Genomic DNA, 20,413 nt, shown 5'->3' with positions numbered 1-20,413 from the left:
GGCCCCGGGGCGCTGGTCCGGCCGCCGCGGGACGGCCGTCCGGCGCACCAGCGTAGACGCATATCGGGCGCGCCCGGGGTGCCATCTCCTTTGGTTCATCCCACAGTCAGCTTCCGTATCCCCTGGAGACCTTGACAACTTCCCTGGTCACACAGGAAATTGACGCGCGTAGATATATGGGGAACCCCCGGGATTCCTGTGGATCGCCCGCGGCCCGGCCGTGGCGCACCGCATGAATCCGGCCAAACACACGCAACATCCTTCGCTTTCCTCTCCCACACACCGGAGTTCTTGACCATGCGCTCCTCGCATCCCCGTTCCGCCGCCGTCTCGGCACTCGTCGCCACCGCCCTGGCCACCGGCCTGCTGGCGGGCACCGCCGACGCGGCCGAAGGCGCCGCGTCCGCCGATCCGATACGCATCCACGACATCCAGGGCACCACCCGCATATCGCCGCTCAACGGCAAGCAGGTCGCCGATGTCGCCGGCGTCGTGACGGGCGTGCGCACGTACGGCTCGCGCGGCTTCTGGATGCAGGACCCGGACGCCGACGACAACGACGCGACGAGCGAGGGCGTCTTCGTCTTCACCAGCTCCGTCCCGACCGTCGCCGTCGGCGACGCGGTCAAGGTCTCCGGCCTGGTCGGCGAGTACGTCCCCGGCGGCGTCTCCTCCGGCAACCAGTCGGTCTCGCAGATCTCCAAGCCGGTCGTGACCGTGGTCTCCTCGGGCAACGCGCTGCCCGAGGCCACCGCGATCAACGAGTACAACGTGCCCGCGCAGTACGCCCCGGCGGGCGACCCGGCCGCGGCCGGCAGCATCAACGGCCTGACCCTGGAGCCCTCGCGCTACGCCCTGGACTTCTACGAGTCGCTCGAAGGCATGAACGTCAAGATCGGCAACTCCCGCGTGGTCGGCGCCACCGACCCGTACTCGGAGCTGTGGGTCACGGTCAAGGGCTGGGAGAACACCGCCAAGCGCGGCGGCACCCTCTACGGCTCGTACGAGTCCCAGAACACCGGCCGCCTGCAGATCCAGCAGCTGGCGCCGGTCGCGCAGCAGCCCTTCCCGGTGGCCAACGTCGGCGACAAGCTGACCGGCACCACCGAGGGCCCGCTGGACTTCAACCAGTTCGGCGGCTACACCCTGGTGGCCCGCACGCTCGGCACCGTCCAGGCGGGCACGCTCGCCCCGGAGAAGACCAAGGCCCAAGCGCCCGGCGAGCTCGCGGTGGCCACGTACAACGTGGAGAACCTCGACCCGAGCGACCCGCAGGAGAAGTTCGACAACCTGGCCAAGGCGGTCGTCGAGAACCTCGCCTCGCCCGACATCGTCGCCCTGGAGGAGATCCAGGACAACAACGGCGCCAAGAACGACGGCACCGTCTCGGCCGAGGAGACCATCAAGAAGTTCACCACGGCCATCGTGGCCGCGGGCGGCCCGGCCTACGAGTGGCGGACCATCAACCCCGAGAACAACAAGGACGGCGGCGAGCCCGGCGGCAACATCCGCCAGGTGTTCCTCTTCAACCCCGCCCGCGTCTCCTTCACCGACCGCGCCGCGGGCGACTCGCTGACCGCGACCGGCGTGACCAAGGAGAACGGCAAGGCCGCCCTGACCCACTCCCCCGGCCGGATCGACCCGGCGAACCCGGCGTGGGCCGACAGCCGCAAGCCGCTGGCCGGCGAGTTCGTCTTCCGCGGCCGTACGGTCTTCGTCATCGCCAACCACTTCGGTTCGAAGGGCGGCGACGAGGGCCTGACCTCGATCCACCAGCCCCCGGTCCGCTCCTCGGAGGCCAAGCGGCTGCTCCAGGCGCAGGCCGTGAACGGCTTCGTCAAGCAGCTCCTGGCCGCGGACAAGAACGCGAGCGTGCTCGCCGTCGGCGACATCAACGACTTCGAGTTCTCGGGCACCGCGAAGGCGCTGGAGGACGGCGGGGCGCTGTACTCGGCGATCAAGTCGCTGCCGAAGGCGGAGCGCTACTCGTACGTGTACCAGGGCAACGCGCAGGTGCTGGACCAGATCCTGACCAGCCCGGCGGTCAAGAACTTCACGTACGACAGCGTGCACATCAACGCGGAGTTCGCGGCGCAGAACAGCGACCACGACCCGCAGGTGCTGCGCTTCCGCCCGTAACCGCGGTGCGGTCCTGAGCAGCGGGGCCCCCGGACGCCGTCCCGTCCGGGGGCCCTGCGGCAATTCCGGCCGTGATCTTCCGTACTGCCACCCGCGAGGACCTGCCGGTCGTACTGGCCCTGCCGGCGGACGCCGGCGAGGAGCGGGCCGAGGTCGGCGAGGCGCACGAGCGGGCCTTCGCCGCGATCGAGGCGGACGCCCGCAACGAGCTGCTGGTCCTCTGCGAGCCCGGGGCGGCCGGCGCGGTGGTCGGCTGCCTCCGCGCAACAAGCGGCGGGCGGACGCCCACCGGTTCTACGAACGGCTGGGCTTCGCGCGCAGCCACGAGGGGTTCAAGCTGAGCCTGGAGGCGCACTGAGCGCGAGCGCCGGAGGACACCTGGGGAGAAGTCGGGACTTTCGCCCCTGGCGTGACGCTCGCCACATCACCACCCATTCCACCCGGGTTGTGGTGTTGAGTGGCCCCACACTCGAACCTGTCCCCCCGTATCCCCGGAGGACCGCGTGTTCCCCTCCATCTCCCTGGCCCAGGAAATCGGCCTGGCCGTCCTGCTCGTGGCCGCCCTCGTGTGGGTGCTCGGCCTCGGGCACATGCTGTGGGACTCCCGTTTCCACCACCCCGAGCCGGGCGCCTACGAGGGCGTCGGGGTCATCCCGGCCCAGCGCGGCGCCGCCGCGCACCCGATGGAGTCGGTCGAGCTGACCGAGGCGGAGGAAGAGGCCTTCGCCGGCCTGATCCGCACCATCCCCCTGCGCTGACCCCCCGCGTCCTTCCGCGCTCGGGGCGGAGGGGCGTACCGGGGCGATGGAAACGCGACGCCCTCACCACACCCCTGTCGGGGAAGGTGAGGGCGTCGCGGCCGTTCCCGGACCGCTGGGGGCCCCGCGGGGCCCCGGCGATCAGTTGTGGGAGTGGAGGACCTCGTTCAGGCCGCCCCAGACCGCGTTGTTCGGGCGGGCCTCGACCGTGCCCGTGACCGAGTTGCGGCGGAAGAGGATGTTGCCGGCCCCCGAGAGCTCCAGGGCCTTGACGATCTGGCCGTCCGGGAGGGTGACGCGGGTGCCCGCGGTCACGTACAGGCCGGCCTCGACGATGCACTCGTCGCCCAGGGCGATGCCCACGCCCGCCTCGGCGCCGATCAGGCAGCGCTCGCCGATCGAGATGATCTGCTTGCCGCCGCCCGAGAGGGTGCCCATCGTGGACGCGCCGCCGCCGATGTCGGAGCCGTTGCCGACCACGACGCCGGCCGAGATGCGGCCCTCGATCATCGAGGTGCCGAGGGTGCCGGCGTTGAAGTTGACGAAGCCCTCGTGCATGACGGTGGTGCCCTCGGCGAGGTGCGCGCCCAGGCGGACCCGGTCGGCGTCGGCGATGCGCACGCCCTTGGGAGCGACGTAGTCCGTCATCCGCGGGAACTTGTCGATCGAGGAGACCTGGAGGTACAGGCCCTCGGCGCGCGCGTTCAGCCGTACGGCCTCCACCTGGTCCACGGCGACCGGGCCCAGCGAGGTCCAGGCGACGTTGGCCAGCAGGCCGAAGAGGCCGTCCAGGTTCTGGCCGTGCGGCTTGACCAGGCGGTGGCTGAGCAGGTGCAGGCGCAGGTACGCGTCGTGCGCGTCCAGCGGCTTGTCCTCCAGGGAGGAGATCACGGTGCGGACGGCTACGACCTCGACGTCGCGGACCGCGTCCAGGCGGAGCGCCTTGGCCGCGGCGGCGCCCAGGAGCTGCACGGCCTGGTCGGCGGTGAGGCGCTCGGTGCCGGCCGGGCCGGGCTCGGCGACCAGCTCGGGTGCGGGGAACCAGGTGTCGAGGACGGTGCCGTCGGAGGCGATGGTGGCAAGTCCGGCGGCGACGGCGCCGGTGGTACGCGTAGCAGTCATGCCCGAAACCTAACCGGCCGCGGGCCGAGGTCGCGAACCGGTCTCATGTGCCGGTCGCGCCGCGTGTCGCTCCCCGCCCGCCCCGGCGCTTCGCGCCTCCCGCCGTGACACGTACAGCACCGCCGCGCCCGCCGACCCCGCCAGCGCCGCGCACAGCGGCCACAGCAGCCCGGGCGCGGCCGCGTACAGGGCTCCGCCCAGCGGCGGCCCGAGGACGACCCCGCTGACCGAGACCCCCGCGTACAGGCTCTGGAACCTGCCCACGGCGTGCTCGGGCGCCTGGTCGGCGACGTAGGCGGTCGCGGTGGTCTTGTACAGGATCTCGCCGAGGCTGAGCAGCACCATCATCACCACCGCGCTCGCGGCCCCCGCTCCGGCCGGCAGCGCCGCGTACCCGGCTGCGACCAGCACGATCCCGGTGCCGATGACGGGCAGCGGGGGCCGGGTGCGCAGGGCGACGGCGGCCGGGAGCTCCAGCAGCAGGATGACGCCCCCGTTGAGGGCGATCACGAGGCCGAAGGCGCGGACGTCGAGCCCGTGGTCGGCGAGGTACACGGGGAGGATCGAGTACTGCTGGCGGTAGACGAGGTCGGTCACCAGGATCGCGCCGAGCAGGACGAGTACGGCAGGCCTGGCCCGCAGCTCCTCCCACACGCCCCGGCCCAGACCCCCGTCCGGGGCCGGGGCGGGGCGGGAGGCGCTGCGGGAGGCCCCCCGGGCCGGGACGACCCGCGCGGTCCAGAGGGCGAAGAACAGGGTCCCGAGGCCGTCGGCGACGAAGAGCCAGTCGTACGAGAGTCCGGTCGCGAGCAGGGCCCCCAGCGGCGGCCCGAGGGTGAAGCCGCCGTTGGAGACGCAGCGGACGACGGCGAAGGCCTGGCGGCGGGCCCCCTCGGGGACGGTGACGGCGACCAGCGCGGAGTTCGCCGCCCGGACCACCCCGGAGGCGTACTGGGCCAGCGGCAGGGCCGCGTAGAGGGCGGCGGTGGGCAGCAGCGGGAAGGACATCAGCGCGAGGCCGCCCGCGACGGAGGCGGCGAGCAGCACGCGGCGGTGGCCGAAGCGGTCCCCGTACCAGCCGCCGGTGAAGTTCCCGGCGACGAGGCCGATGCCGCCGACGCCCGTGACCAGGCCCGCCTGGGCGGCGCCGAGGCCGCGCGGGCCGGTCAGGTACAGGAAGACGAAGACGAAGGTGAAGCTGACGACGGCGTTGACGAAGACGCCCGCCGCCAGCAGCCACACCACGCGGGGCACGTCCTTGAAACCCTGCGCCATTCCCATGTCCGCCCCCGAACCGCAGTAAGTTCCTTTTGGGAACGGACTATGTCAGCATGACAGCCTTGGGTCAACGGACAAAGGAGTGCCCATGGCCCAGCGCACGCACCTCGACGACGCGGACTGCGCCATCGCCCAGGCCCTCGACGTGGTGGGCGACTGGTGGACGCTGCTGATCGTGCGCGACGCCGCGCGCGGCGTGCACCGCTTCGACGCGTTCCAGCGCGAGCTCGGGGTCTCCCGGAAGGTGCTCGCCGAGCGGCTGAAACTGCTGGTCGAGGCCGGGGTGCTGACGCGTGAGCCGTACCAGGAGCGCCCGGTGCGGCACGAATACCGGCTGACCCCGCGCGGGCGGGGGCTGCTGCCGGTCCTGGTGGCCCTCCAGGACTGGGGAGACACCTGGGTCCTGGGGGAAGGCGAAATGACGGCGACGACGCAGGAGTCCTCGCGGGAGGCGGAACGGGTGCACGCGCTGCGCGGCACGCGGCTGCCGGAGCTGGTGCTGCCGGACCGGTTCGGGCAGGTGCGGGATCCGGTCGCGGACACGCCGTTCACGGTCCTGTACTGCTTCCCCGGCGCGTACGCGCGGGCGGAGTCCTACCCGCCGGGGTGGGCCGGGATCCCGGGGGCCAGGGGCTGCACGTTCGAGTCGTGCACGTACCGGGACCAGCTGGCCGAGTTCACGGCGGCCGGTGCGACGGTGCACGGGGTGTCCACCCAGCGGCCCGACGAGCAGCGGGAGTTCGCGGAGGCGGAGGGGCTGCGGTTCCCGCTGCTCTCGGACGCGGAGCTCTCGCTGACGGCGGCGCTGCGGCTGCCGACGTTCCGGGCGGCGGGGGTGAGCCGGCTGAAGCGGTTGACGCTGGTGGTGGACCGGGAGCGCGTGGTGCGCGAGGTGTTCTACCCGGTCCGGGACATCGAGGCCGGCGTCGCGGCGGCGCTGAGCGCCGTCCGTGACGCCGGCGAGGGAGAGGGTGCGGGCGACGGTGCGGGCGGGGGCGTCAGTTCAGGGTGAACCAGGCCGCGCGGGCCTTCTTCCACTCCGGGTGCGTCAGGTCCTTGGCCTCGGTGCCGTCCCCGTACAGGTCGGCCGAGCCGCTGTCGGTGATCAGCTGGACCCGCGCGCCCGGTACCGACAGGTCGGGCACGTCCACGATGGCCTCCCAGCCGCCCGGGTCGGTCGTCGGCAGGTCGGCACGCTTGACCGGGGCGTGGCCGGCGACACCGTCCCACTGGTAGAGCGCGTACGGGTCGGAGTTGTCGTCCGCCGCCCAGGAGCCGGCCAGGATCAGGTACTGGTCGGCCGCGTTCTTGCGGATGTCGCGGATCGCGAGCCCGCCGAGGTCGAGCTCGATGCCCGCCCCGAAGGTGGCCTTGGCGCCGCTGGAGAGCACCTGGTCGAAGTTGGTCACCGGGACGACCAGCGCCTTGCCGCCCGGCACCGCCGGGGCCAGCGGGGCCCGGAAGCCGAGGTAGGCGGTGGTGGTCGAGCCCGGCGCGAACTCCAGCCCCTCCACGTTGAACCCGTCGATCTGCTTGGGCGCCTCGCCGGCGGCCGTGCCGGCCGCGAAGCCGTAGCGGTTCCCGTTCGCGGTGTCCCAGGCCACCAGGTCGTCGCGGAGCTTCTTGTACGAGCGCCCGTACGCGAGCTGCGTGGCGGAGCCGGAGCCGCTCACCGTGGTGGTGAACACCGTGTTCCGGGGCGCCTTGTACTCGCCGTCCTTGTTGTTGCCGAGCGAGCCCGTCCAGTAGATGGTGTTCCCGATCAGGGTCGCCCCCTCGATGTCCACCTCCTTGGAGACGCCGAGCTGCGAGCTGAAGTCCCAGGTGCGGACCGGGGCGGCCGAGCGGGAACGGTCGTACAGGCGCAGCACGTTGTTCTCGTCGTCGGCGACGACGGTGTAGCCGCCGCCGACGTCCACGGCGGCCGAGGAGTCGGAGGCCCCGGTGAAGTACCGGGCGTCGGCCGGGTTCTGCACGGCGGCGGAGGCGGCGTACGACAGGGTCTTGGTGGCGCTCTTGCCGCCCAGCCCGGTCACCTTGACGGTGAGGTTGGTGTAGCCGCGGCCGCGAGCGGCGACGGCCAGCCGGCGCACCGCCCCGGTCCCGGTGACGCTCACGTCGCCGGTTCCGGCGACCGAGGCCTTGCTGGAGGCGGAGGCGCTGACCGTCAGCGCGGACGCGTCGGCGCCGCTCTGCCCCACGGTCACGTCGACCACCGGGTCCCCGACGGCCCCGACGGCGCCGGACAGGTACGCGGCGGACAGGCTGATGGTCGGCGTTCCGTACGTCACCGCCTGGGCGGGCACGACCGTGACCGTCCCGGCGACGACCAGCGCCGCGATCCCTGCGATACCAAGCTGCTTCTTCATCGGTGTCCCGTCCCCAAGAGTCGAGCCGAGCGTGGACCGCGCCACGCCGTGACGGCCGTCGAGCAGGTTCGGCCACCGTGGCCAACATCCGGTGCACGTCAATCGTCCGCCGGACGAACACGGAGGGCCTCCCGGGAGCTCCCGCAAGCCCCCCGGAGCACGCGAAGGGCCCCCGGCGCGATGCCGGGGGCCCTGCGTGGAGCGGGTGGCTCAGACGTTGAAGCCGAGCGCGCGCAGCTGCTCGCGCCCGTCGTCCGTGATCTTGTCCGGGCCCCACGGCGGCATCCAGACCCAGTTGATCCGCAGCTCGCTCACGATGCCGTCCGTCGCCGACTTCGCCTGGTCCTCGATGACGTCGGTCAGCGGGCAGGCCGCCGAGGTCAGCGTCATGTCGAGGGTGGCGATGTTCGCGTCGTCGATGTGGATGCCGTAGATCAGGCCCAGGTTGACGACGTCGATCCCCAGCTCGGGGTCGACCACGTCGTAGAGGGCCTCGCGGACCTCTTCCTCGGTGGCCGGCTTGATCGACGCCTCGGCGGGCGTCGCGTTCTCGGTCATGCCGTCTTCCTCTCCGCGGCGTCGCCCAGTGCCTGGGCGGTCGCGTCCTTCCAGGCCATCCAGCTCAGCAGAGCACACTTCACGCGAGCCGGGTACTTGGAGACGCCGACGAACGCGACCGCGTCCTCCAGCACCTCCTCCATGGCCTCGTCGGGCTCGATCTTGCCCTTCGACTGCATCATCTCCAGGAAAACGCCCTGGATCTTCTGCGCCTCGGCCAGCTCCTTGCCGACGAGCAGCTCGTTCAGCACGGACGCGCTGGCCTGGCTGATGGAGCAGCCCTGGCCCTCGTACGAGACGTCGGTGAGCGTCTCGCCGTCGTACTTCACGCGCAGCGTGATCTCGTCGCCGCACGTCGGGTTGACGTGGTGCACCTCGGCGTCGCCGTCGCGCAGGCCACGCCCGTGCGGGTGCTTGTAGTGGTCCAGGATCAGTTCCTGGTACATCGAATCCAGCTTCACTGCGTCGTCCTCGTCGCCCTCGTCAGCCGAAGAAGTTCCGTACGTGCTCCAGCCCGTCGATCAGCGCGTCGACATCGGCCGGAGAGGAGTACAGGTAGAAAGACGCTCGCGTGGTCGCGGGAATTCCGTAGCGCAGGCAGACCGGGCGCGCGCAGTGGTGTCCCACGCGGACCGCGATGCCCTGCTCGTCCAGGACCTGGCCCACGTCGTGGGGGTGGATGTCACCGAGCGTGAAGGAGATCGCGGCGCCGCGGTCCTCGGCCGTCATCGGGCCGATGATCCGCAGGTCGGGGACCTCCAGGAGGCGCTTGACCGCGTATTCGGTGATTGCGTGCTCGTGCGCGGCGATCTTGTCCATGCCGATCGCGCTCAGGTAGTCCACGGCCGCGCCGAGGCCGACGGCCTGGGCGATCGGGGGCGTGCCCGCCTCGAACTTGTGGGGCGCCGGGGCGTACGTCGAGGCGTGCATCGACACGGTCTCGATCATCTCGCCGCCGCCGAGGAACGGGGGCAGGTCCTCCAGGAGCTCCTGGCGGCCCCAGAGCACGCCGATGCCGGTCGGGCCGCACATCTTGTGGCCGGTGAAGGCCACGAAGTCGGCGCCGAGCGCCTGCACGTCCAGCGGCATGTGCGGAGCGGCCTGCGAGGCGTCGATCAGCACCAGCGCGCCGACCTCCTGCGCGCGCCGGACGATCGCCTCGACCGGGTTGATCGTGCCCATGATGTTGGAGACCAGCGTGAAGGAGACGATCTTCGTCTTCTCCGTGATGACCTCTTCGATGTTGGACAGGTCGAGCCGGCCGTCGTCGGTGAGGCCGAACCACTTCAGCTTCGCGCCGGTGCGCTGCGAGAGCAGCTGCCACGGCACGATGTTGGAGTGGTGCTCCATCTCCGTGATGGCGATCTCGGTCTCGCGGTCGACCCGGTAGGGCTCGTCCGCCCAGCCGAGCATGTTCGCGACCAGGTTGAGCGACTCCGAGGCGTTCTTGGTGAAGATCACCTCGTCGCGGCTCGGCGCGTTGATGAAGGCGGCGACCTTGTCGCGGGCGCCCTCGTACAGCGCCGTGGCCTCCTCGGCGAGCACGTGCACGCCGCGGTGGACGTTGGCGTTGTGCTGCTCGTAGTACTCGTTCAGCGCGTCGAGCACCTGGCGCGGCTTCTGCGAAGTGGCCGCGTTGTCCAGGTAAACGATCTTCTTCCCGTCGTGGACCACACGATCCAGAAGGGGGAAGTCCTTGCGGATCGCCTCGATGTCGAGGAGGCCAGGCAGCTGTGTCACGCGGTCGCGCCACCCTTCACGTACTTGTCGTAGCCCTCGGCCTCCAGCTGGTCCGCCAGCTCGGCGCCACCGGACTCGGCGATGCGGCCGTTCGCGAACACGTGCACGAAGTCGGGCTTGATGTAGCGCAGGATGCGCGTGTAGTGGGTGATCAGCAGGGTGCCGACCTCACCGGTCTCGCGGACGCGGTTGACGCCCTCGGAGACGATGCGCAGGGCGTCGACGTCGAGACCGGAGTCGGTCTCGTCGAGGATCGCGATCTTCGGCTTGAGGAGCTCCAGCTGGAGGATCTCGTGGCGCTTCTTCTCACCGCCGGAGAAGCCCTCGTTGACGTTGCGCTCGGCGAAGGCCGGGTCCATCTGGAGCTGCTCCATCGCGGACTTGACCTCCTTCACCCAGGTGCGCAGCTTGGGGGCCTCGCCGCGGATGGCGGTGGCGGAGGTGCGCAGGAAGTTGGAGACCGAGACGCCGGGGACCTCGACCGGGTACTGCATGGCGAGGAAGACGCCGGCGCGGGCGCGCTCGTCGACGGACATCTCCAGGACGTCTTCGCCGTCGAGGGTCACGGTGCCACCGGTGATGGTGTACTTCGGGTGACCGGCCAGCGAGTACGCCAGCGTGGACTTGCCGGAGCCGTTCGGACCCATGATGGCGTGCGTCTCGCCGGCCTTGACGGTGAGGTCGACACCCTTGAGGATCTCGCGGGCGCCGTTCTCGGCCTCGACGGAGACGTGCAGGTCGTGGATTTCAAGCGTTGCCATGGATACCTCAGGACTCCTGGGTGAGGGAGACGAGCACGTCGCCCCCGTCGATCTTTACGGGGTATACGGGGACCGGGCGGGTCGCGGGCAGACCGGACGGCTTGCCGGTGCGCAGGTCGAACGAGGACCCGTGCAGCCAGCACTCGATCATGCAGTCCTCGACCTCGCCCTCCGAGAGCGAGACGTTCGCGTGCGAGCAGATGTCGTTGATCGCGAACACCTCCCCCTCGGTGGAGACGATGGACACCGGCGTGCCGTCGAGTTCCACCCGCTTCGGGGTGTTCTCCTCCAGCTCGCTCAGCGCGCAGGCCTTGACGTAGGTCATCAGACGGACGCCTCGAGCTCGGTCTCGATCTTCGCGAGCAGGCGCTCCTCGATGTCGTCGACACCGATCTGCTGGACGAGCTCGGCGAAGAAGCCGCGCACGACCAGGCGCCGGGCCTCGTCGGCCGGGATGCCGCGGGCCTGGAGGTAGAAGAGCTGCTCGTCGTCGAAGCGGCCGGTCGCGGAGGCGTGGCCGGCGCCGACGATCTCGCCGGTCTCGATCTCCAGGTTCGGCACCGAGTCGACCCGCGCGCCGTCCGTCAGGACGAGGTTGCGGTTCATCTCGTAGGTGTCGGTGCCCTCGGCGCTCTTCTCGATGAGGACGTCGCCGATCCAGACGGCGTGCGCGCCCTCGCCCTGCAGCGCGCCCTTGTAGACCACGTGGGACTTGCAGTGCGGGGCGTCGTGCGTGACCAGGAGGCGGTGCTCCTGGTGCTGGTCGGCGTCCGTGAAGTAGAGGCCGAGGAGCTCCGCCTCGCCGCCGGGGCCCGCGTAGCTGATCCGGGGGTGCAGGCGTACGACGTCGCCGCCGAAGGTGACGACGATCGACTTGAAGCTCGCGTCGCGGCCGATCAGCGTGTTGTGCTGGGAGCAGTGGACGGCGGTGTCGTCCCAGTCCTGCACGGAGACGACGGTGAGCTTGGCGCCGTCGCCGACGAGGAAGTCGACGTTGGCCGCGCGCACGCCGTCACCGGTGTGGTCGATGACGATGACGGCCTCGGCGAAGGCCTGGACGTCGAAGACGGTGTGCCCGAAGGTCGTGCCGCCCTCGCCGTGCAGCGAGACGCGCACCGGCTCGGTCAGGACGGTCTCCTTGGGCACGGTGACGACCGTGGCCTTGGTGAAGGACGAGAACGCCTGGGCGGCGATCCGGTCCACCGGGGTGCCGGCCTTGCCGATGCGCGCGTCGTCGCGCTCCACCGACTCGACGGTGACGCCCTCGGGCGCGTCGATCTGGGCCTTCATGGTGCCGTTGGCGACCGCGGTGCCGTCGTGGAGACCGCGCAGGCGCGCCAGCGGGGTGAACCGCCACTCCTCCTCGCGGCCGTGGGGGACGGGGAAGTCCGCCACGTCGAAGGACGGGGGTGCGCTCATCCGGGTGGCGACGGTGGACTCGGCGGCCACCGCGATCGCGCCGGCGGTGGTCGAACCCGCCGGAATGTTCTGAGCCTCAGCCATGGCTGTCGTCTTGCTCGCTCTCGTGTCTACGTCAAAGAATTGCTGCGGATCCGGGACGGTCGGGTCAGCCGACCGAGCCCTCCATCTGCAGCTCGATCAGCCGGTTGAGCTCCAGTGCGTACTCCATGGGCAGCTCGCGCGCGATGGGCTCGACGAACCCGCGCACGATCATGGCCATGGCCTCGAACTCGGTCATGCCGCGGCTCATCAGGTAGAAGAGCTGGTCGTCCGAGACCTTGGAGACGGTCGCCTCGTGGCCCATGGAGACGTCGTCCTCGCGGACGTCCACGTACGGGTACGTGTCCGAGCGGGAGATCGTGTCGACCAAGAGCGCGTCGCAGAGCACGTTCGACTTGGAGCCGTGGGCGCCCTCGCCGATCTCGACCAGGCCGCGGTAGGAGGTGCGGCCGCCGCCCCGAGCCACCGACTTGGAGACGATGTTCGAGGAGGTGTTCGGCGCCATGTGGACCATCTTGGAGCCGGCGTCCTGGTGCTGGCCCTCGCCCGCGAAGGCGATGGACAGGGTCTCGCCCTTGGCGTGCTCGCCCATCAGGTAGACGGCCGGGTACTTCATGGTGACCTTGGAACCGATGTTGCCGTCGATCCACTCCATGGTCGCGCCCTCGTACGCCACGGCGCGCTTGGTGACCAGGTTGTAGACGTTGTTCGACCAGTTCTGGATCGTCGTGTAGCGGCAGCGGCCGCCCTTCTTCACGATGATCTCGACCACGGCGCTGTGCAGCGAGTCCGAGGAGTAGATCGGGGCGGTGCAGCCCTCGACGTAGTGGACGTACGCGTCCTCGTCGACGATGATCAGCGTCCGCTCGAACTGGCCCATGTTCTCCGTGTTGATACGGAAGTAGGCCTGGAGCGGGATGTCGACCTTGACGCCCTTGGGCACGTAGATGAACGAGCCGCCCGACCACACCGCGGTGTTCAGCGACGCGAACTTGTTGTCGCCGACCGGGATGACCGTGCCGAAGTACTCCTGGAAGAGCTCCGGGTGCTCCTTGAGCGCGGTGTCCGTGTCGAGGAAGATGACGCCCTGCTCCTCCAGGTCCTCGCGGATCTGGTGGTAGACGACCTCGGACTCGTACTGGGCCGCGACACCGGCGACGAGGCGCTGCTTCTCCGCCTCCGGGATGCCGAGCTTGTCGTACGTGTTCTTGATGTCCTCGGGCAGGTCCTCCCACGAAGCGGCCTGCTTCTCGGTGGAACGCACGAAGTACTTGATGTTGTCGAAGTCGATGCCGGAGAGGTCGGAGCCCCAGGTCGGCATGGGCTTCTTGTCGAAGAGCTTCAGGCCCTTGAGGCGGAGCTTCAGCATCCACTCGGGCTCGTTCTTCTTCGACGAGATGTCGCGGACGACGTCCTCCGACAGGCCTCGCTTGGCAGCCGAGCCGGCCGCGTCGGAGTCGGCCCAGCCGTACTCGTAGTTGCCCAGACCCTCAAGCTCAGGGTGAGCAGTCTCCGTGGTCATGCGGGGTTCCTCCCGGCCGTGCTGGCAGATGCTGATGTGTCGTTCTGTGTGGTGCCCGCGCCTCGCGGGATGAAGGTGGTGCACACCCCGTCGCCGTGGGCGATCGTGGCGAGGCGCTGCACATGCGTCCCGAGCAGGCGGGAGAAGACCTCGGTCTCCGCCTCGCAGAGCTGCGGGAACTGCTCGGCGACATGGGCGACCGGGCAGTGGTGCTGGCAGAGCTGTTCACCGCTGTGCGGACCGGGAGCGCTCTTGGCCGTAGCAGCGTACCCGTCCGCGGTCAACGCCTTGGCAAGGGCCTCGGTGCGTTCCGCGGGGGCGGCGGCGTCCAGGCTTTCCCGGTAGGTCTCGGCCTGCGCGTCCATCCGCGCCCTGGCGAAGGCGGCGACGGCCGCCTCCCCCTCCTCGCCCCCGCCGGCGGCCTGCGCGATCCAGCGCAGCGCGTCCGCGGCGAGCGAGTCGTAGGACTGGTCGAACGCGTCGCGGCCGCAGTCGGTGAGCGCGAAGACCTTGGCGGGCCGGCCCCGGGTGCGCGCACCGTAGACGCGCTGCTCACGGGGCTCGACCACGTCGTCGGCGACGAGCGCGTCGAGGTGGCGGCGGACGGCGGCCTGGGTGAGGCCGAGACGCGCCGCGAGGTCGGCGACGGTGGACGGACCGTGGTCCAGGATGGAGCGCGCGACCCGGTTGCGGGTTGACCGCTCCCCGGTAGCGAGTTCCCCCTGGGGGGTCTCGATCATCCGTTCGCCGTATTTCACAACGCCATTGTTGCGTAATTAGTCCGGCCCCGACAAGCCGTGACCGAGGCCACTCCTGGTGGCCTCTATCACTAAGGGTTACCTAATTTGTCTACGCAGAGTTAAGCGGAGGGGGTTGATCCGCGACGCCGCCGGACCTCTCCGGAGAACCGGCACACGGCTCCCACCAGCGATCCCCCGCCGATGGCGGTTCCGGGAACGCTCATCACCACGCTGCGGAAAAGGTCACGGAAACCGGCTGACCCGTCCAGGACCGCACGAATGAAAAGAGCCACGTTCGCTCCACGGTGTTCGCATCCGGCGGCACCGAAAACGGCCGCCGGGGAGCCGGAGCACCAGGATCTCGGCCCCGTCCACCCGGACCGGGGGCCCCCTCCCCGGCTCCGTAGACTCACCCGCATGAGCAACGACCCCGCCGTGGAGATCCGCGGACTGGTGAAGCGGTACGGCCCCAAGACGGCCGTGGACGGCCTCGACCTCACCGTCCGCAAGGCCTCGGTCACCGCCGTCCTCGGCCCCAACGGCGCGGGCAAGACCACCACCGTGGAGACCTGCGAGGGCTACCGCCGCCCCGACGCCGGCACCGTCCGCGTCCTCGGCCTCGACCCGGTCTCCGAGGCCGAGGCGCTGCGCCCGCGCATCGGCGTCATGCTCCAGTCCGGCGGGGTCTACTCCGGCGCCCGCGCCGTCGAGATGCTGCGCCACATGGCCAAGCTGTACGCCCGCCCGCTCGACGTGGACGTCCTGGTCGAGCGGCTCGGGCTGGGCGGCTGCGGCCGCACCGCCTACCGGCGCCTGTCCGGCGGCCAGCAGCAGCGCCTGGCCCTGGCCATGGCCGTGGTCGGCCGCCCCGAGCTGGTCTTCCTGGACGAGCCGACCGCGGGCCTGGACCCGCAGGCCCGCCGCGCGACCTGGGACCTCGTACGGGAACTGCGCGCCGACGGGGTGAGCGTCGTCCTCACCACCCACCACATGGACGAGGCCGAGCAGCTCGCGGACGAGGTCGCCATCGTCGACGCCGGCCGGGTCATCGCCCACGGCAGCCCCGAGCAGCTGTGCCGCGGCGGCGCCGAGAACACCCTGCGCTTCACCGGCCGGCCCGCCCTCGACCTCGGCTCGCTGCTCAAGGCGCTGCCCGACGGCACCGAGGCCGCCGAGCTCACGGCGGGCGTCTACCGGGTCACCGGCGACGTGGACCCGCAGCTGCTGGCCACCGTCGCCTCCTGGTGCGCCCAGCACGGGGTGATGCCGGACAGCCTCTCGGTGGAACGGCACACCCTCGAAGACGTCTTTCTGGAACTCACGGGCAAGGAGCTGCGCGCATGAGCGCCGGTACGTTCACCCCCGCCCCGGGGGCCGCGCCCGTGTCCAGGATGATCCTGGCGCAGACGGCGCTGGAGACCCGGATGCTGCTGCGCAACGGGGAGCAGCTGCTGCTGACCGTGATCATCCCGGCGCTGCTGCTGGTCCTGTTCTCCGCCGTGGACATCGTGGACACGAACGCCGAGAACGCCGTGGACTTCCTCGCGCCCGGCATCCTGGCGCTGGCCGTGATGTCCACCGCCTTCACCGGACAGGCCATCGCCACCGGCTTCGACCGCCGCTACGGGGTGCTCAAGCGGCTCGGCGCCTCGCCGCTGCCGCGCTGGGCGCTGATGGCCGCCAAGACGCTGTCCGTGCTGGTCACCGAGGTGCTCCAGATCGCGCTGCTGACGGTGATCGCCCTCGCGCTGGGCTGGTCCCCGCAGGGCAACCCGCTCGCGGTCGCCGCACTGGTCCTGCTGGGCACCGCGGCCTTCTCCGGGCTCGGGCTGCTGATGGCGGGCACCCTCAGGGCCGAGGCCACGCTGGCCGCCGCCAACCTGGTGTTCCTGCTGCTGCTGGTCGGCGGCGGGGTGATCGTGCCGATGGAGAAGTTCCCCGAAGGGGTGCGGTCCGTCCTGGAACTGCTGCCGATCTCGGCGCTGTCCGACGGACTGCGCGAGGTGCTCCAGCACGGCGCCGGGCTCCCGTGGGGGGACGTGGCCGTCCTCGCCGCATGGGCCGTCCTCGGACTCGGCGCCGCCGCCAAGCTGTTCCGCTGGGAGTGAATCCCCTCCCCCGGACGTTGGCCCGGCAGGAGGATGGGCGCCGCCCCGCAGGGGTGGGGCACACCGGAACGCCGGGGGGCGGGCATGGGGCAGCGGGAAGACGTTCTACGGCTGGACGCGCGATGGGCGCAGATCCGGTCGGGGGCCGCACGGGCGGCGCCGGCCGAGGCCGAGGCGCTGCTGACGGAGCTGATCGGCGCGCTGCGCGAGCCGGCGCGCACCGATCCGGAGTGCGCGGCGCGCCTCGGGCTGCGCCTGGGTGACCTGGCGGCCCGCCGCTTCGCCGGCGGCGACCGGGCCGGCGCCCTCGCGGCCGTCGAGGAGGGGCTGCACCACGCCCAGCAGGCGGCGGGGCACGCTCCGGAGTACGCCCGCTGGTATGCCCGGGGCCTGATCAACCAGGGGGTCTGGCTGTCCTGGCCGCTGAGCGACGAGGTACGGCTGCCCCGCTATCCGCTCGGCCCGCGGGCCGAGTCCGGCCCGAGCCCGATGGAGCGGGCGGCGGGCGAGCGCGCCCTGGACCTGACGCGGGCCGCGGTCGAGGTGTGGGCGGGGCTGGACCAGCGGGATCCGGTCAACCGGCGCGGCCTGGCGCAGGCCAAGGTGTTCCTCGGGGACCGGCTCGCGGAGCTCGGCTCCACCGAGGAGGCGGTGGCCTGGGCGGTGGACGCGGAGGGCGGTTTCCGCCAACTGCTCCGCGCGGCCCCGGGGGCGGAGGAGGCCCAGGAGGCGGAGGAGGCCCTCGACCACATCGGCCGCCAGCTCGAACTGCGGCTGCGCTTCCTGTCCTTCGACTCCCTGGTGAGCCTGCGCGCGCGGGGCCTGCTGCCCGAACCCCTGCTGCCCCAAGCCGTGGTGGCCGCCCGGATCCAGGGCGTGCCCGAGCCCGAGATCGCCGGCCGGCTGGAGCTCGGCGCCGAACAGGTGCGCACGATGCTGGAGGTCACGCCCTGGCTGGCGGTGTGGCGCTTCGAGGTCCGCGGTCCTGACGGACTGTGGAACGTACACGAACATCCCTGGCACAGCGCAACAGAAGTAAGAAACAGGACAGCAGAGGACATAGGCGCCGAATTGATACGCGGATTCACGGCGTCCGCCGACTACCCCGGCGACGGCGTCCCTTGGCGCGTCCACCTCTGGTGGCACGAGGAAGGCGACCCGGCGGGAGCCCGGTTCCGCGCGGCCGCCGGCCCCGACACCGCACCGGGCGCGGGTGGGGGCACCCCCTCGTGAAAGTTTGCACAAGGCTCCGCGTACGATAAGGGCCGTGTTGACCCCTCTCGCCTTCATCGCCAACCGCTGGACCCCGTCACCCCGGATCGTCCGGCAGGCCGCACTCGCCGCACTCGTCATGAGCGTGCTCATCGTCGTCACCGGCGGCGCGGTACGGCTGACCGGATCCGGTCTCGGCTGCGACACGTGGCCCAAGTGCACCGACGACAGCCTGATCGTGACCCAGGCGCAGGGGTTCCACGGTGCCATCGAGTTCGGCAACCGCATGCTGACGTACGTGCTCAGCGCGGCCGTCGGCTGGTGCATCATCGCCGCCCGCTCGGCCAAGCCCCGGCGCCGCTCGCTGACGAGGCTCGGCTGGCTCCAGTTCTTCATCGTCATGGGCAACGCGGTCCTCGGCGGCATCACCGTCCTGACGGGGCTCAACCCGTACAGCGTGGCCGGGCACTTCCTCCTCGCCACCTCGCTGATCACGGTCACGACGATCACCTGGCAGCGCACCCGCGAGGGCGACACCGCTGCGAAGCCGCGCGTCCCCGGTCCCGTGCGCAAGCTCTCCTGGGCCCTGATCGCGGCGACGCTGGTGCTGATCGCGGCCGGCACGGTGGTCACCGGTTCCGGCCCGCACGCGGGCGACCGCAGCGAGATCAAGCGCATGCCGTTCGACTGGGCGGCCACCGCGCACGTCCACGCGATCTCCGCCTGGGTGGTGTGCGCGCTCGCCGTCGCCATGTGGCTGGTGCTGCGCGTGGTGGACGCGCCGACCGACACCCGGGCCCGCGCCCGCGACCTGCTGATCGTGCTGCTCGCCCAGGGCGGCATCGGCTACGTCCAGTACTTCACCCACGTGCCCGAGGCCCTGGTCGCCGCGCACATGCTCGGCTCCTGCCTGGTGTGGATCGCCGTGCTCCGGGTGGCGCTCAGCCTGCGCGAGCGGCCCGCGGCGCAGACCCAGATCCCGGCGCAGGGCGACCCGCTGCTCTCCGCCGTCTGAGACCGTCCGGTCCCGCGGCCGAGGGGCGCCGGCTCACCCGCGCTCGTCCAGCCGGTAGACGCGGCGGGCATTGCCCGCCGCGACCATGGCCGCCACCCGTTCGGCGTCCCGCCAGGACCAGGCCCCCTCGCCGACCCAGCCGCCCAGCACCCGGCCCAGCGCCTCCCGGAACACCAGGGCGCCCACCGCGTGCAGTTCGGGCAGCCGGCGCCCCCCGCTGGAGAACAGCAGCTTGCCGAAGGGGGCGACCTCCAGCACCTCGGCCAGCACCCCCGCCGCCCGTGCGCCGCTCTGCCCGAGCGCCGCGCCCAGATCGGCGTGGACGTGCGGGAAGGCCGCCGCCAGCTGGGCGGCGTTCCGGTGGTACGGGTACCCGCCGAGCAGCACCAGCCGGGTCCCGAGCCCCGCGGTGGCCCGTACGAACTCCGTCAGCAGCGCCGGATCGGCCTCCTCGGGCCGCTGCCCCGGCTCCCCCGCGCCCGCCCCCGTGTGCAGCTGGAGCGGCAGCCCCGTGGCCACCGCGCTCCACAGCAGGTGGCGCAGGAGTACGGGGTCCCGTACGGCCCCGCCCTTGGCGCGCGCGGCCAGCCACCGCCCGGCCGCACCGCGCACCTCGCCCGGACCGGGCGGCTCGGGGGCCCGCCCGAGCACGGCGGGGTATCCGGCCTCCGCCCCGCAGGTGAAGGCCACGGCCGCGGCGGCGGCGTGGTGGACGGCCTCGGCGAGGTTGGCGAGGAAGGCGGGGACGGTGCCGGAGGTGTCGGCGACCTGCTCGGCGAGCAGCTCCAGCCGTACGACCTCGAAGGCGTCGGCGTCCCCCGTGAGCGCCAGCTCCTTGGGGACGGTGAGGTCGCCGGGCACCCCCGTGTCGACCAGATAGGCGGCGACGCCGGAGCCCCGCAGCAGCCGGCGCCCGGACTCGACCACGCCCAGCTCGCGCCGCCGGGCCAGGTACCGGGCGGGGGCGCAGTGCGGCTCCAGGCCGAGCAGCGGCGGGCACCAGCGGCGCACCGCGAAACCGGTCTGGGTGTCGAAGAAGGTGGTCCCGGCGGCGGGCGGGCCGGCCGAGCGGATCAGCTGGGCCTCGAAGGTGCCGAGGCCCAGCTCCGTGCGGAGCACTCCGTGGCAGTACTGGTCCACCAGGGGCGGCGTTTCGATCATCCGGGCATCCCGTTGCGGACGTGAGGAAGGGGCTTCCACACGTCCTAACGGGTGAGCGGGGTGTGAGGTGTTGCTCGCGCTGTTGACCGAGCGGCCACCGTCACGGTCAGGCGGCCGGGTTCGCCGCCCCGCCGATCTGGATGCCGGCCATCCGGGACCACTCGTACGGACCGGTTTTGACGCGCGCGGCGAACTCGCCGTCGAACTCCTCGTGGAGGGTCAGGCCGGCCTTCTCGGCGGCCAGCTGGGCCACCGTGTAGGTCGGGGCCACCAGGTCGCCCCAGCCGCCGTCCGTGCCGACGAGGACGATCCGGGTGCCGGCCTGGCCGATGTGCGCGATCTGGCCCTCGGCGCCGCCGTGCTGCTTGGCGAACGCGCCGATCTGCCGGGCCAGCTTCGCGGCCTTCCGGTCCTGCTTCTTGTCTGCGGTGTCCGCCGCGGTGTCTGCCATGGACAGCATGCTACCGGC

Annotated in this window: 21 protein-coding genes; 8 read left to right on the top strand and 13 right to left on the bottom strand. The window is 71.5% G+C overall.

Annotation, left to right across the window (positions count from 1 at the left end):
- Positions 1-297 precede the first annotated feature (297 nt).
- From CP980_RS25335 to CP980_RS25325, 3 genes are all read left to right on the top strand, one after another.
- On the top strand, positions 298-2,139 hold the full coding sequence (locus tag CP980_RS25335; RefSeq protein WP_150529146.1) for an endonuclease/exonuclease/phosphatase family protein: 1,842 nt from the start codon (positions 298-300) through the stop codon (positions 2,137-2,139).
- Between the two features lie 71 nt (positions 2,140-2,210).
- Positions 2,211-2,480 (top strand): hypothetical protein, encoded by a 270-nt coding sequence (locus tag CP980_RS25330; RefSeq protein ID WP_229907336.1) that lies wholly within the window; start codon positions 2,211-2,213, stop codon positions 2,478-2,480.
- A 162-nt stretch (positions 2,481-2,642) separates the two neighbouring features.
- Positions 2,643-2,897 carry a hypothetical protein gene (locus CP980_RS25325; protein ID WP_132760592.1) on the top strand — a complete coding sequence of 85 codons (255 nt, stop codon included), beginning with the start codon at positions 2,643-2,645 and terminating at the stop codon, positions 2,895-2,897.
- A gap of 141 nt (positions 2,898-3,038) precedes the next feature.
- Here CP980_RS25325 and dapD read toward each other — a convergent pair whose 3' ends face one another.
- Entirely contained in the window at positions 3,039-4,019 is a 981-nt protein-coding gene (gene dapD, locus CP980_RS25320) for a 2,3,4,5-tetrahydropyridine-2,6-dicarboxylate N-succinyltransferase (protein ID WP_132760593.1), read from the bottom strand.
- 9 nt (positions 4,020-4,028) lie between these two features.
- Positions 4,029-5,300, bottom strand: coding sequence for an MFS transporter (locus CP980_RS25315; RefSeq protein WP_150529145.1), 1,272 nt, complete (start codon positions 5,298-5,300; stop codon positions 4,029-4,031).
- An 85-nt stretch (positions 5,301-5,385) separates the two neighbouring features.
- On the opposite strand from CP980_RS25315, the gene CP980_RS25310 reads away from it, so the two are divergent.
- Positions 5,386-6,309 (top strand): winged helix-turn-helix transcriptional regulator, encoded by a 924-nt coding sequence (locus CP980_RS25310; RefSeq protein WP_132760595.1) that lies wholly within the window; start codon positions 5,386-5,388, stop codon positions 6,307-6,309.
- On the opposite strand, the gene CP980_RS25305 is transcribed toward CP980_RS25310, so the two are convergent.
- The 9 genes from CP980_RS25305 to CP980_RS25265 all read right to left on the bottom strand — a co-directional run bounded on the left by CP980_RS25305 (position 6,296) and on the right by CP980_RS25265 (position 14,448).
- A complete protein-coding gene (locus tag CP980_RS25305) occupies positions 6,296-7,666 on the bottom strand; it encodes a DUF3616 domain-containing protein (protein WP_132760596.1) in 1,371 nt (456 codons plus the stop codon). The two genes, CP980_RS25310 and CP980_RS25305, sit on opposite strands and share 14 nt — an antisense overlap.
- Positions 7,667-7,876: 210 nt before the next feature.
- A complete protein-coding gene (locus CP980_RS25300; protein WP_030160393.1) occupies positions 7,877-8,224 on the bottom strand; it encodes a metal-sulfur cluster assembly factor in 348 nt (115 codons plus the stop codon).
- Entirely contained in the window at positions 8,221-8,685 is a 465-nt protein-coding gene (gene sufU / locus CP980_RS25295; protein ID WP_030160391.1) for a Fe-S cluster assembly sulfur transfer protein SufU, read from the bottom strand. The genes CP980_RS25300 and sufU overlap by 4 nt, the downstream gene beginning before the upstream one ends.
- A gap of 22 nt (positions 8,686-8,707) precedes the next feature.
- Positions 8,708-9,964, bottom strand: a complete 1,257-nt coding sequence (locus CP980_RS25290) for a cysteine desulfurase (RefSeq protein ID WP_048476704.1) — start codon at positions 9,962-9,964, stop codon at positions 8,708-8,710.
- Positions 9,961-10,725: a Fe-S cluster assembly ATPase SufC gene (gene sufC / locus CP980_RS25285; RefSeq protein WP_048476703.1), complete on the bottom strand. Its 765-nt coding sequence runs from the start codon at positions 10,723-10,725 to the stop codon at positions 9,961-9,963. The genes CP980_RS25290 and sufC overlap by 4 nt, the downstream gene beginning before the upstream one ends.
- Before the next feature lie 7 nt (positions 10,726-10,732).
- A complete protein-coding gene (locus CP980_RS25280; RefSeq protein WP_030160384.1) occupies positions 10,733-11,050 on the bottom strand; it encodes a bifunctional 3-phenylpropionate/cinnamic acid dioxygenase ferredoxin subunit in 318 nt (105 codons plus the stop codon).
- A complete protein-coding gene (sufD, locus tag CP980_RS25275) occupies positions 11,050-12,228 on the bottom strand; it encodes a Fe-S cluster assembly protein SufD (RefSeq protein ID WP_132760597.1) in 1,179 nt (392 codons plus the stop codon). Before sufD ends, CP980_RS25280 begins: the two co-directional genes overlap by 1 nt.
- Before the next feature lie 64 nt (positions 12,229-12,292).
- Entirely contained in the window at positions 12,293-13,708 is a 1,416-nt protein-coding gene (sufB, locus tag CP980_RS25270) for a Fe-S cluster assembly protein SufB (protein WP_099893430.1), read from the bottom strand.
- Positions 13,705-14,448: a helix-turn-helix transcriptional regulator gene (locus tag CP980_RS25265; protein ID WP_099893428.1), complete on the bottom strand. Its 744-nt coding sequence runs from the start codon at positions 14,446-14,448 to the stop codon at positions 13,705-13,707. Before CP980_RS25265 ends, sufB begins: the two co-directional genes overlap by 4 nt.
- A gap of 417 nt (positions 14,449-14,865) precedes the next feature.
- On the opposite strand from CP980_RS25265, the gene CP980_RS25260 reads away from it, so the two are divergent.
- The 4 genes from CP980_RS25260 to CP980_RS25245 all read left to right on the top strand — a co-directional run bounded on the left by CP980_RS25260 (position 14,866) and on the right by CP980_RS25245 (position 18,783).
- Positions 14,866-15,792, top strand: coding sequence for an ABC transporter ATP-binding protein (locus CP980_RS25260; protein WP_099893426.1), 927 nt, complete (start codon positions 14,866-14,868; stop codon positions 15,790-15,792).
- Positions 15,789-16,556: an ABC transporter permease gene (locus tag CP980_RS25255; RefSeq protein WP_132760598.1), complete on the top strand. Its 768-nt coding sequence runs from the start codon at positions 15,789-15,791 to the stop codon at positions 16,554-16,556. Before CP980_RS25260 ends, CP980_RS25255 begins: the two co-directional genes overlap by 4 nt.
- 84 nt (positions 16,557-16,640) lie before the next feature.
- On the top strand, positions 16,641-17,789 hold the full coding sequence (locus CP980_RS25250; protein ID WP_150529144.1) for a hypothetical protein: 1,149 nt from the start codon (positions 16,641-16,643) through the stop codon (positions 17,787-17,789).
- Between the two features lie 4 nt (positions 17,790-17,793).
- Positions 17,794-18,783 carry a COX15/CtaA family protein gene (locus CP980_RS25245; protein ID WP_132760600.1) on the top strand — a complete coding sequence of 330 codons (990 nt, stop codon included), beginning with the start codon at positions 17,794-17,796 and terminating at the stop codon, positions 18,781-18,783.
- Between the two features lie 33 nt (positions 18,784-18,816).
- Here CP980_RS25245 and CP980_RS25240 read toward each other — a convergent pair whose 3' ends face one another.
- Together CP980_RS25240 and CP980_RS25235 are read right to left on the bottom strand one after the other, a co-directional pair.
- Complete coding sequence (locus tag CP980_RS25240; protein ID WP_150529143.1) at positions 18,817-19,944, bottom strand: amidohydrolase family protein; 1,128 nt, start codon at positions 19,942-19,944, stop codon at positions 18,817-18,819.
- Positions 19,945-20,050: 106 nt separating this feature from the next.
- A complete protein-coding gene (locus CP980_RS25235) occupies positions 20,051-20,395 on the bottom strand; it encodes a hypothetical protein (protein WP_373312978.1) in 345 nt (114 codons plus the stop codon).
- Positions 20,396-20,413 lie beyond the last annotated feature (18 nt).

This window comes from Streptomyces vinaceus, assembly GCF_008704935.1.
GTDB classification, from domain to species: Bacteria; Actinomycetota; Actinomycetes; order Streptomycetales; family Streptomycetaceae; genus Streptomyces; species Streptomyces vinaceus.
This window is presented reverse-complemented; position numbering and strand designations above follow the sequence as displayed.